Here is an 11,661-nt window from a genome sequence, read left to right as displayed (position 1 = left end):
CGCGTCGAGTCCTGACGGCGATCGTCTGTTTGCGCGGGTCGCGCGGCATGGCGTGGGCGTAATCGTGCGCCGCGAAGTGCATGACGGAGCATTGCGATGAGTCTGCAGATCCTCGTCACCGGCGCCAACGGTTTCGTCGGCCAGGCGGTGTCCCGCGCGTTGCTGCGGCGGGGCGATCGCGTGACCGGCGTGGTGCGCCGGCCGCAGACGGCCGCCGAGGGCGTGCGCGAATGGCTGCTCGATACCGAAGACTTTGCGGGCATCGACCAGCGCTGGCCGGTCGCGCTCACTTGCGATGCGGTGATCCATCTGGCGTCGCGCGTGCACGTGATGCGGGAGACCCTGACCGAGCCGCTCGCCGCCTATCGCGCGACCAATGTCGAGGGCAGCTTGCGCGTCGCGGCCGCGGCGCGGCGCGCGGGCGCGAGGCGCTTCGTGTTCGTCAGCAGCATCAAGGCGATGGGCGAGGCGAGCAGCGGCCGGCCGATCGCTGAAACGGATCAGCCCGCGCCGTCCGATGCGTATGGCATCTCGAAACTGGAAGCCGAGCGCGCGCTGTTCGACTACGGCCGCTCGACGGGTCTCGAAGTCGTCGTGGTGCGGCCGCCGCTGGTCTACGGGCCGCGCGTGCGCGCGAACTTCCTGCAGCTGATGAACGCGGTCGCGAGAGGCATTCCGTTGCCGCTCGGCGCGCTCAGCGCGCTGCGCAGCCTCGTGTTCGTCGATAACCTCGCGGACGCGCTCGTGCATTGCGCGACCGATCCGCGCGCGGCCGGCGAAACCTTCCATGTGACCGACGGCCGCGACCTCAGCGTGCCGGAACTCGCGCGTCTGCTGGCCACGCAGCTTCACGTGCCCGCGCGGCTCGTGCCGGTGCCGGCCAGCCTGCTGCGTCTCGCGGGTCGCCTGACCGGCCGCTCGGCGCAGATCGATCGATTGACCGGCGAGCTGCGCGTCGACAGTTCGCATATCCGCGAATGTCTGAACTGGTCTGCGCCGCATACGGTCGAGCATGGGCTGCTCGAAACCGCGGCGTGGTATCGCTCAACGCATTGACCACGGGTTGAACCCGCCTTGACTCCGACCTGACCCGCTAACGCTATCGATGCCGCTCGCTGCACACTCCGCCTCTTCCGTCGTCTCTCTACTGCCGTGGGGCGTCGCCGCGCTCGCCGCCTGCGCGGCGATCCTCTGGACGCTGCTGCGCACCGGCCTCGCGTGGCGGCTCGCCACCGACATCCCCAACGACCGCTCGCTGCACACGCGCCCGACGCCGCGCGTCGGCGGCTGGGGCATCGTGCCGGTCGCGGTGCTGCTGATCGCGCTGGCGGCGCCGTCGCTGTGGCTGCCCGCGCTTGCCGCGGCGCTGCTCGCGGCGCTATCGCAGCTCGACGATCGACGTGGCCTGCCCGCACGCGTGCGCTTCGGCGGTCATGCGGCGGCGGTGGCGGCACTGATCGCCGTCTATCCGGCCGACGTGCCGTGGTGGGCGCTCGCGTGCATGGCGGTTCTACTCGTGTGGCTCGTCAATCTCTACAACTTCATGGACGGCTCGGACGGCCTCGCGGGCGGCATGGCGCTGTTCGGCTTCGGCGGCTATGCGGTGGCCGCCTCGCTGTCGTCGCACGCGGACCCGGCGCTCGCGACGGCGAGCCTGATCGTCACAGGCGCGGCCGCGGGCTTTCTGCTGTTCAACTTTCACCCAGCGCGCATCTTTCTCGGTGACGCCGGCTCGATCCCGCTCGGCTTTCTGGCCGGCGCGCTTGGCTATTGGGGGTGGCGCGAGGGTGTATGGCCGGTGTGGTTTCCGGCGCTGTGCTTCGCGCCGTTCATCGGCGATGCGTCGGTCACGCTGCTCAAGCGCCTGCTGCGCGGTGAAAAATTTTGGCAGGCGCATCGTGAACACTACTATCAAAGACTGGTGCAGTCGGGTTTCGGGCACGCATCGACCGCGTGGATTTGGTATTTGTTCATGGCGGTGGGCATAATGCTTGCTATCTGGGCGCTACAATTCGCTCTTCTGTATCAATGGCTGGTTGTCGTCGCATGGGCTGCCGTGCTGGTCGTCGCGGGGCTGTGTATTGATCGCCGCTGGCGGCGCCATGTGTCCCGTTCCGGGCCAATCTGAGGTTCTGCGCAATGAAAAGCTTCAAAGCCAGATGGCTTTCGTTCAGTGCGTTTGCGTTCGACCTGTGCGCGGTGGCAATGGCCTGGCTGCTGGCCTATGTGATCCGGTTCAACGGACCGGTGCCCGCGCCGTTCTGGTCGAGCGGGCTGCATGCGCTCGTGTGGGTGCTGCTGATCTACGCGGTGATGTTTCGCGGCTACGGCCTCTATCGCGGCATGTGGGTGTTCGCGAGCCTGCCCGATCTCGTGCGGATCGCGAAAGCGATCGGCGTCGGCGCGCTGGTCGTCGTGATCGGCTCGGCGCTGTTGCAGCCGGCGCCGGTCGTGCCGCGCTCGGTGCTGATCGTGTCGCCGATGCTGCTGTTCCTGACGATGGGCGGCTCACGCGCGCTGTATCGCGCGGCCAAGGAGTTCTATCGCTACGGCGGACTGGTCGGCCAGGGCAAGCCGGTGCTCGTGCTCGGCGCGGGCAATGCCGGCGCGAACCTCGTGCGCGAGCTGAAGCGCTCGGGCCAATGGCGCCTCGTCGGTCTGCTCGACGACGATCCGATCAAGCAGGGCCGTGAAATCTACGGCTATCGCGTGGTTGGTGCGATCAGCGATCTGCAGAAAATCTGCACGGAGCTGAAGGTCGAGCATGTGATCATCGCGGTGCCGTCGGCGTCGGTGGAGGCGCATCGGCGCATCGCCACGCTGTGCGTGCGCGCCGGCGTACGCGCGATGACGCTGCCCGCGCTCACGCCGCTCACGCAAGGTCAGGCGTTCCTGGCGCGCGTGCGGCAGATCGATCTCGAAGACCTGCTCGGCCGTGACCCGGTGACGATCGACACCGAGCACGTCGCCGCGCTGCTGAAAAACCGCGTCGTGATGGTGACGGGCGCGGGCGGCTCGATCGGCTCGGAGCTATGCCGGCAGATCCTGCGCTTCGGTCCGGTGCAACTGGTCGCGTTCGACATCTCTGAGTTCTCGATCTATCGGCTGAACGAAGAGCTGCGCGACAAATATCCGGAAGTGTCGGTGGTGCCGATCGTCGGCGACGTGAAGGACTCGCTGCTGCTCGATCAGGTGATGGCGCGCTACTGTCCGCACATCGTGTTTCATGCGGCGGCCTACAAGCATGTGCCGTTGATGGAAGAGGTCAACACGTGGCAGGCGGTGCGCAACAACGTGCTTGGCACGTACCGCGTCGCGCGCGCGGCGATCCGCCACGACGTCGCGCATTTCGTGCTGATCTCGACCGACAAGGCGGTCAACCCGACCAACGTGATGGGCGCGAGCAAGCGGCTCGCGGAGATGGCGTGCTCGGCGCTGCAGCAGCAGGGCGCGCGGCGCACGCAGTTCGAGACGGTGCGCTTCGGCAACGTGCTCGGCAGCGCGGGCAGCGTGATTCCGAAATTCCAGGAGCAGATCGCGCGCGGCGGGCCGGTGACCGTCACGCATCCGGAAATCACGCGTTTCTTCATGACGATTCCGGAGGCGTCGCAACTCGTGTTGCAGGCGTCGAGCATGGGGCGCGGCGGCGAGATTTTCATTCTCGACATGGGCAAGCCGGTGCGAATCGCCGATCTCGCGCACGATCTGATCCGCCTGTACGGTTTCACCGAAGAGCAGATTCGCGTCGTGTTCACGGGTTTGCGTCCGGGCGAGAAGCTTTACGAGGAGCTGCTAGCGGACGACGAAACCACCACGCGCACGCCGCATCCGAAGCTGCGCATCGCACAGGCGCGCGAGGTGCCGGACAGCCTGATCGACAATCTGCTGCCGTGGCTGATGCAGCATCGCGTGCCGGCCGACGATGAAGTGCGGCGCGATCTGCGGCGCTGGGTGCCGGAGTATCTGCCGGCGACGGCGACGACACTGCGTAGTGTGGCGCCGGCGACGCGGGTGTCGTAGGCGTTCCGCCGCCGCGAGTCATCGGAGTAGTCGAAGCATTGAATCAGTACCCGCGAAGGCAGGTCAGTTGACCCGTTGAAGTTGGCCGCCGGATGTTTATCGATAAGAGCCCCTACAGACATGCTGGGGCTTTTTTTTGCCTATGAGAGCTGACGACCATCGCGCACGCCCCGGCTTTTCGGAGTCGTCTGAAGCCTGCGCCCGGCACATACACCTAGCATTGAACCGTCGCCGCCCGGTATGTCGTTCCCGCTGAGGTGGCGGCTCTGTTGGCTCTTTTTCTGTGATGCAAAGGTATTGCGCGCCCTTGAGGCGCGTTTTTTTGTCCAGGCGCAAGAGGCGGCAAATCCGGAATCGACCTGTAGCGCGCCAGCGGCCCGCGCGCTTACGGTCAAGGTTCACCAACGGGAGGAACCTGTGCAGGACGTAATGACCTACAGCCAGCGCAATCAGGAGGCGTAACACATGGCCTACACCGGCAAATTTCCCGTGAATAACGAGTCCCTATCACCGCTCACCATTTTTGGCATCGGCACGTTCAACGCGTATTCAGGCAACAATCAATACCGCAATCGGGGCGGCTGCACGATGGTGCCTAATGATGGGCCGCTCCCTGCCGGTAAATACTGGATCGTGGACCGCCCCACGGGCGGAATCCGTTCTCAGCTGTTTGCACGGGCAAACGATGAGTGGAATGCAGCAATGGGTCACCCATCGAATCACGGTGAATGGTTCGCGCTGTATCGTGATGATGGAACGATTAATGATCTGACGTGGATTAATGGCGTCAAACGCGGGCAGTTCCGTTTGCATCCGGCAGGCGGACGCGGGATTTCGCTTGGCTGCATCACGCTGCCGAGCCATAGCGATTTCATGAGAATCCGCAACGCGCTGCTGCACACCGTCAAAATTCCCGCGCGCAGTTCGGGCCTGCGCGCCTATGGAACAATTGAGGTCATCACTTATGGCAACACTTGCCCGTAGGGTGTTCAAGATTGCCCTGTTTATCGGCCTGTGCTATCTGTCCCTGCTCTATGTCCGTCCATACCATTACGAGTGGACAGAACGCGAGTCGCGCGCATGGTTTGCTGCTTCGCGCTGGCTTGGTGTCCGCGATCCCGAAGATTTGTATTTCGTGGTGTGGGTGACGATTGAACTGATCGCTGCGGCGATGGCGTATGTGGCGATCATGAAGCTATGGCGGTGGTATCGCACGAAGTAGACGAAAACCTCGGCGACGGGGCTTTTTTTGGTTCATCGAGGATTACCGGGGTAGTCTCTGTTCGGACTCGAAGCGGACACGTGTGGCACGAAATTGAATACCAATCAGCGGACGGTCAAATGCCGGTCAGCCAGAACTCGTGAGCGACGGATACCATCAAAGCACGTGCTCTCGTAGAATCTATGAACAACATTAATAAACTGAGCTCATGAGATTCGATCCCAATGGTCCCTCCTTACCGGATATCCTTCTAGAACGCTGTGATGCTGGTCGCGTCGTGTTTCTGTGTGGTGCCGGAGTTTCGTTGCGATCCGGAATGCCGACGTTTGTCGGCCTCACTCAGTACGTCATAGAATTCTTCGACCCGCCAGCCGACTCAGAGATCATGGCCGCGTTCCGACCATGGCTGGACGGTCAATCTGCGGCGAATGTCCCACTCGATCAAATCTTTAATCTGCTTCATCTTGAATACGGTAAGGATGAAGTTAACGCTCTAGTCACAGAGCGGTTGAGTGCTCCTCTAGAAAGCAAGGATCCTGGACGTGAGCACGGTCTGATTAAGCGCATTTCTTCGAGCCAGAGCGGCGTGCCGCAGATTGTCACGACGAACTTCGACCGATTGTTCGAGATAGGGCAAGAGGGAGAGCATCTGGTCCGGCATGTGCCGCCTGCTTTTCCCGACCTGAACTTCGGATCGAAGATAGAGGGGATCACCTATCTACATGGGCGACTGGTGGACACAGCCTCTGAAAGTCATCCCTACGTGCTGAGCAGCGCGGACTTCGGACGCGCATACCTATCTGAAGGATGGGCTACCGACTTTATCAGGCACCTCCTCGAACGATATACCGTCGTTTTAGTCGGCTATCAGGCGGAAGATCCTCCAGTCAAATATCTTCTTCAGGGTCTCAACCATGACGGCCAGTATGACCGGTCTAGACTCTTTGCCTTTGACCGTGGGCTTCCTGAAGAGATCGAAGCCAAGTGGCGTGATCGAGGTGTTACATCCATAGCCTATTCCGATCATCCGGACCTGTGGAAGAGCATGGAAGCGTGGGCTAACCGGGCCGACGATCCGCGTAGGTGGCGTGCATCCATAATCGCTAAAAGCCAGCAGGACCCGAAAAATCTGGCTTCTTATGAGCGCGGCCAAGTTGCTCATGTTCTTCGCACAGTACAGGGTGCAAGATCGTTCTCGGAGATCGATCCGGTACCGCACCCTGAATGGGTATGTGTGATGGATGCGAATGTCCGATCAGGCAAACGGAGCAGTGGCTACGACAGCGACGCGGAGACCTTCGACCCTGTGATCGCTTATGGGCTTGATGACGATCTGGAAGATATCCCTGAGGATGCTCGCAGACAGGACGTCAATAACGATAATCTTTTAGTCTGGCGCAGCGAAGACGACAATCCACATGAGTTTCATCGGTTGGGCGGGCGACAGGTCGAAGGTTTCGAGGCGACGCCCATAAGGCTTGGTCACCTCGTCGCTTGGGCGAGCAAGTCCGTCGACAGTCCTGTGCTGGCTTGGTGGGCCATTCGGCAGAACGGACTGCATCCGCGACTGCTGCAACAGTTCGAGTGGCAAGTGGAGCATTCGAAGGCTCTCAACGAGCGTGCTCGTCATATCTGGAACCTCATCCTCGAATACCATCGAGACCCTCGCAATCGTCAGTGGAACAATGAATGGTTCGACTTAAAGAAACGGATCGATGCGGAGGGGTGGACGGCCAGTGTCCTACGAGAATTTCGGAGAGTCGCGACACCGCGATTGGAGATCAAGCCACCGTTTGGCTTGGGTCAGTCCAGACCGCCCTGGGCGCCTTGGGGTGAAATTCATCTCGGCGACCTAGGTCAGTTCGAAGTCGTTTTACTTGAACGGCACAACGAGGATCTAGAGGTCCCAGACGATCTGTTGCCGCAGGTCTTTAGCATATTAGAAGAACAGCTAACCGTCGCCTCGGGGCTACTGAGGGATATCGAGACCGTTTGCTTCCAGACATCGACCTGCTATCCGGACCGTGAGGTCGATGGGAGAGAACACATCACGGAAGCCGCCGAGGTTGTGAGTTGGTTCATCCAACTGTTTGACCGAATGGCGGCCAGATGGCCAGTGCTGGCGAATGCACATGCAACGACCTGGCCTGCGACAGACCGCTTCTTCTTCCGAAAGCTCAAGCTGTACGCGTTCAGCAAAGCGGATGCCTTTGAGGCCGATCATGTTGCCGAAGAAGTCTTGTCCTTGGACCAAGAGACATTCTGGGACATCGATGTGGTTCGAGAGCTTCTTTTCCTACTGGTGGACCGATGGGGAAAATTTTCTCAGGAGAACCGGAACCAACTCATTGACCGCATCTTGACCGGCCCCGATCAGCTTCCCTATTGGTCTGACGAGGAGTTTCCAGGGCTACGGGATGAGTGCGCCGCCAGATACGCCCGGTATCTCGAACTACAGGGTTGTGAACTGACGGCTGATCGCAGTGAACAACTTGCCGAGATGATCAGAGGTATTCCTGGATGGACCGACGATTGGGCGACCTCGACTGTGATCGACAGGGGCTTTCACGTGGGCTCGGTCGGTACGGACGAAAAACCCGATGCAATCTTGAACCTTCCCGTGGGCGAGGTGGTATCCAAAGCAAAGGAAGACCTGAAGCGGGACTTCGGTAGCTTCACTGAGAAGCGCCCCTTTACTGGTTTGGTAAAAGCCAATCCGCGAAAAGCGTTGTCTGCGCTGACGATTGCAGGAAAGGCTGGCGACTACCCAGAGGTGTTCTGGTCGTCCATGATCAATGAATTTCCCGCAGGCATCACGCCCAGGCTGAGACGGGTATTCCTGAACCGGGTAGCGCGACTGCCACACTCGGTTATCGCCGAACTGCGCCATACCCTGGGCCGATGGCTCGAACAGAACCTGGTTGCGGTCCTTGAGTTTGACGATGTTCTCGGTTGGGCAGTCTACGATCACATCGTCGATGGCATCCTGAGCGGTGGAGCAGATGCAGCGAAGAGCGGTCTGGGCGAAGTCCGTCAAGGTGCAAAAGTCATTCAACAGTCCCGGCGCACATTCGGCCATGCGATCAACGGCCCTACCGGCATGTGTGCGAAGGCCCTTTTCCACGCAGTCCCTGGAGAGAAACAGGAAGCTTGTTCACTAATCCCAGATCACATCAAGTCTCGTGTCGAGCGCCTCTTTGCGGCATCAGGTGAGGGTTCAGATCATGCCGTGTCGATAGCAAGCGCAAAACTGAACTGGCTCATGTTCGTCGATCCCGCCTGGACTGAGGAACGTCTTATTCCAATGTTGGCGTTTGAACATCCAGCTTCGGAACCCGCATGGAACGGGTTTCTTCATAGCAGGCAAGTGCCTTCGCCGCCGTTGGCAGAGGTCATCAAACCGCTCCTGCTTAACCCCATTCCGTGGGGCGAAGGATTTTCTTGGAATCGCGACCTCTCGACGGTAGCCGCCCAATGGCTAGGCTTCATGCGAGTGTTTCACCCGAATGAGCCGAGCGGTCTTTCACGACGCGAAATGCGTTCGGCCTTTCGAGCGATGTCTGACGACACTCGAAACCGGTTCATATCCTGGTTGGGCCTGGTTGGACAAAAAAATGACAACGGCTGGGCCAAACACGTCATCCCTCTAATCAACGAGGACTGGCCGAGAGAGCGCCGATACAGGACCTCTGCATCGATGCGGGCATGGATCGGCCTGCTTGATGACACCGGCGATAGCTTCCCGGCCGTCTACGACGCGCTGAAAAAGTTCTTGGTGCCGGTGGAGACAAATGACCATCCGTTCTACCGGTTCACCCGAGAGATCAATGAGGAAAAGCCGATCACTGCTCTATTCCCTGAAGCGACGCTGGATTTGATGAACAGAACTACACCTCAGGTTCTCACCCGTCCGCCGTACGAGTTACCGAAGGTGCTAGCACTGATTGCGGAAACCGAACCTGATTTGACATCAGATCCACGCTATTTGCGCCTTATAGATCTTGTTGAGCGAAGCTAGATCTCGGTCTTTATGAAGGACAATTCAGTGAATCCCTCCGATTCTGCTAGACACTCAATTACCGCTATTGGGCGACTACGGCCTGTCCGCAATCGGTCTTCCCCGGAAATCCGCGAAGAACCTTTTTTTTGCCCAGGAGAGTTCACGACCATCGCGCACGCCTCGGCGTTTCGGAGTTGTCTGAAGCCTGCTCTCGGCACACACACCTAGCATTGAACCGTCTCCACCCGGTATGTCATTCCCGCTGAGGTGGCGGCTCTATTGGCTCTTTTTCTGTGATGCAAAGGTTGTGCGCGCCCTTGAGGCGCGTTTTTTTTGTCCAGGCGAAAGAGGCGGCAAATCCGGAATCGACCTGTAGCGCGCCAGCGGCCCGCGCGGTTACGGTCAAGGTTCACCAACGGGAGGAGCCTATGCAGGACGTAATGACCTACAGCCAGCGCAATCAGGAGGCGTGAAACATGGCTTACTTCGGCAAATTTCTCGTGAACAACGCGCCGCTGTCACCGCTCACCATTAATGGCATCGGCACGTTCGACGCCTATTCCGGCAACGGCCAATACCGCAATCGGGGCGGCTGCACAATGGTTCCCAATAACGGGCCGATCCCCGCTGGCAAGTACTGGATCGTCCCGCGCCCTACTGGCGGCGTGCGCTCTGCGGTAGAAACGTGGTTAAAAGATGAGTTCAATTACTACTCGTCGCACCCGACCGATCACAGTGAATGGTTTGCACTGTATCGTGATGATGGGCTAATCGACGATTACACATGGATCAACGGCGTGCGGCGTGGAAACTTCAGGTTGCATCCGGCAGGTGGTCGGGGTGTTTCGCTTGGCTGCATTACCCTGCCGAGCCGTACGGATTTCCTGAGAATCCGCAACTCACTCCCGCACACCATGACGATCCCTGCCGGCAATTCGGGGCTTCGCGCCTACGGAACAATTGAGGTCATCACATATGGCAACACCTGTCCGAAGGGTGCTTAAAGTCCTGCTGTTTATAGGTCTGTACCTTCTGTCATTCCGATTTGTCCGACCGTACGACGATGGGTGGACCGAGTCCGAGATGCGTGCATGGATACACGCTTCGGAGGTGCTAGGTATCGGCGATCCCGAAAACCTGTATATCGGCCTGTGGATGACTATCGAACTGATCGCGGCGGCGCTGGCGTATGTGGCGATCATGAAGCTATGGCGGTGGTATCGCACGAAGTAGACGAAAGCCCTGGGGAGGGGGCTTTTCTATTTTTGCTCAGGAGAGTTGACGACCATCGCGCACGCCCCGGCTTTTCGGAGTTGTCTGAAGCCTGCGCCCGGCACATACACCTAGCATTGAATCGTCGCAACCCGGTATCGCTTTCTCGCTGAGGTGGCGGTTCGGTTAGCTCTTCTATCTGTGATGCAAATTTTTGCGCGCCCTTGTGGCGCGCTTTTTTTGCCCAGGCGAAGGAGGCGGCAAATCGGGAATCGACCTGTAGCGCGCCAGGGGCACGCGCGCTTACGGTCAAGGTTCCCGACGGGAGGAACCTGTGCAGGACGCAATGACCTACAGCCAGCGTAATCAGGAGGTGTGACATATGGCCTACACCGGCAAATTCCTCGTGAATAACGAGCCACTATCACCGCTCACCATTTCTGGCATCGGCACCTTTGACGCTTATTCTGGCGACCGGCAATACCGCAATCGGGGCGGCTGCACGGCTGTGCCTAACAAGGGGCCGATTCCCGCCGGCAAATACTGGATCGTCGACCGTCCGACTGGTGGCATCCGTTCACAGGCTTACGCATTGGGAAAAGACGCGTTGAATGCCGTTTTCGGCCATCCGTCGAATCACGGTGACTGGTTCGCCCTGTATCGGGATGATGGACTAGTCGATGATTTCACTTGGGTCAATGGTGTCAAGCGTGGGCAGTTCCGGTTGCATCCAGCAGGCGGGCACGGCGCATCACTTGGTTGCATTACCTTGCCGAGCCATAGCGATTTCATGAGAATCCGCAATGCGCTGCTGCGCACCATGACGATCCCTGCCGGCATTTCGGGGCTTCGGGCCTACGGAACAATTGAGGTCATCACATATGGCAACACTTGCCCGTAGACTGTTCAAGGTCACGTTGTTTCTGGCGCTGTTTGTTCTCTCTGTTCTTTATGTCCGGCCGTATCCGTACGAGTGGACAGAAAGCGAGTCGAATGCATATTGGGCGGCTTCCGATTGGCTCGGTGTGCGTGATCCTGATGACCTGTATTACATGGTGTGGGTGACTATCGAACTGATCGTGGCGGCGCTGGCGTATGTGGCGATCCTGAAGCTATGGCGGTGGTATCGCACGGGATAAACAAAAGCCCCGGCGACGGGGCTTTTGTTTATCCCGTGCATTGATGAATTTGGAGGAATCTCGTGAAG

General features: G+C 59.6%; 10 protein-coding genes. All 10 read left to right on the top strand.

The features are described from left to right. The first annotated feature begins 96 nt into the window (after positions 1 to 96). The 10 genes from F6X37_RS14705 to F6X37_RS14660 all read left to right on the top strand — a co-directional run bounded on the left by F6X37_RS14705 (position 97) and on the right by F6X37_RS14660 (position 11,593). Positions 97 to 1,056, top strand: a complete 960-nt coding sequence (locus tag F6X37_RS14705) for an NAD-dependent epimerase/dehydratase family protein (protein ID WP_090803328.1) — start codon at positions 97 to 99, stop codon at positions 1,054 to 1,056. Between the two features lie 49 nt (positions 1,057 to 1,105). Further along, positions 1,106 to 2,128 (top strand): MraY family glycosyltransferase, encoded by a 1,023-nt coding sequence (locus F6X37_RS14700; RefSeq protein WP_187611830.1) that lies wholly within the window; start codon positions 1,106 to 1,108, stop codon positions 2,126 to 2,128. An 11-nt stretch (positions 2,129 to 2,139) separates the two neighbouring features. Next, positions 2,140 to 4,020, top strand: a complete 1,881-nt coding sequence (locus F6X37_RS14695; RefSeq protein WP_184065191.1) for a polysaccharide biosynthesis protein — start codon at positions 2,140 to 2,142, stop codon at positions 4,018 to 4,020. Between the two features lie 465 nt (positions 4,021 to 4,485). Continuing rightward, on the top strand, positions 4,486 to 5,004 hold the full coding sequence (locus F6X37_RS14690; RefSeq protein WP_187611829.1) for a DUF2778 domain-containing protein: 519 nt from the start codon (positions 4,486 to 4,488) through the stop codon (positions 5,002 to 5,004). Then, positions 4,985 to 5,242, top strand: coding sequence for a hypothetical protein (locus F6X37_RS14685; protein WP_187611828.1), 258 nt, complete (start codon positions 4,985 to 4,987; stop codon positions 5,240 to 5,242). Before F6X37_RS14690 ends, F6X37_RS14685 begins: the two co-directional genes overlap by 20 nt. A gap of 208 nt (positions 5,243 to 5,450) precedes the next feature. Further along, positions 5,451 to 9,260: an SIR2 family protein gene (locus F6X37_RS14680; RefSeq protein WP_187611827.1), complete on the top strand. Its 3,810-nt coding sequence runs from the start codon at positions 5,451 to 5,453 to the stop codon at positions 9,258 to 9,260. A gap of 458 nt (positions 9,261 to 9,718) precedes the next feature. After that, complete coding sequence (locus F6X37_RS14675) at positions 9,719 to 10,246, top strand: DUF2778 domain-containing protein (RefSeq protein WP_187611826.1); 528 nt, start codon at positions 9,719 to 9,721, stop codon at positions 10,244 to 10,246. Positions 10,247 to 10,325: 79 nt separating this feature from the next. After that, positions 10,326 to 10,475: a hypothetical protein gene (locus F6X37_RS37615; RefSeq protein ID WP_316251965.1), complete on the top strand. Its 150-nt coding sequence runs from the start codon at positions 10,326 to 10,328 to the stop codon at positions 10,473 to 10,475. 361 nt (positions 10,476 to 10,836) lie between these two features. Beyond that, entirely contained in the window at positions 10,837 to 11,355 is a 519-nt protein-coding gene (locus F6X37_RS14665) for a DUF2778 domain-containing protein (RefSeq protein ID WP_187611824.1), read from the top strand. Beyond that, positions 11,336 to 11,593, top strand: coding sequence for a hypothetical protein (locus tag F6X37_RS14660; RefSeq protein ID WP_184059739.1), 258 nt, complete (start codon positions 11,336 to 11,338; stop codon positions 11,591 to 11,593). Before F6X37_RS14665 ends, F6X37_RS14660 begins: the two co-directional genes overlap by 20 nt. Positions 11,594 to 11,661: the final 68 nt, after the last annotated feature.

It is taken from the genome of Paraburkholderia sp. 31.1 (assembly GCF_014397645.1).
Lineage (GTDB): Bacteria > Pseudomonadota > Gammaproteobacteria > Burkholderiales > Burkholderiaceae > Paraburkholderia > Paraburkholderia tuberum.
Note: the sequence above shows the minus strand (reverse complement) of the source record. Positions and strands in the feature narration are given on the sequence as shown.

Coding starts and splice junctions, on each gene's coding strand:
- F6X37_RS14695 (WP_184065191.1), top strand. CDS start 2,140: ATGAAAAGCTTCAAAGCCAGATGGCTTTCGTTCAGTGCGTTTGCGTTC.
- F6X37_RS14675 (WP_187611826.1), top strand. CDS start 9,719: ATGGCTTACTTCGGCAAATTTCTCGTGAACAACGCGCCGCTGTCACCG.
- F6X37_RS37615 (WP_316251965.1), top strand. CDS start 10,326: ATGCGTGCATGGATACACGCTTCGGAGGTGCTAGGTATCGGCGATCCC.
- F6X37_RS14680 (WP_187611827.1), top strand. CDS start 5,451: ATGAGATTCGATCCCAATGGTCCCTCCTTACCGGATATCCTTCTAGAA.
- F6X37_RS14700 (WP_187611830.1), top strand. CDS start 1,106: ATGCCGCTCGCTGCACACTCCGCCTCTTCCGTCGTCTCTCTACTGCCG.
- F6X37_RS14690 (WP_187611829.1), top strand. CDS start 4,486: ATGGCCTACACCGGCAAATTTCCCGTGAATAACGAGTCCCTATCACCG.
- F6X37_RS14660 (WP_184059739.1), top strand. CDS start 11,336: ATGGCAACACTTGCCCGTAGACTGTTCAAGGTCACGTTGTTTCTGGCG.
- F6X37_RS14685 (WP_187611828.1), top strand. CDS start 4,985: ATGGCAACACTTGCCCGTAGGGTGTTCAAGATTGCCCTGTTTATCGGC.
- F6X37_RS14705 (WP_090803328.1), top strand. CDS start 97: ATGAGTCTGCAGATCCTCGTCACCGGCGCCAACGGTTTCGTCGGCCAG.
- F6X37_RS14665 (WP_187611824.1), top strand. CDS start 10,837: ATGGCCTACACCGGCAAATTCCTCGTGAATAACGAGCCACTATCACCG.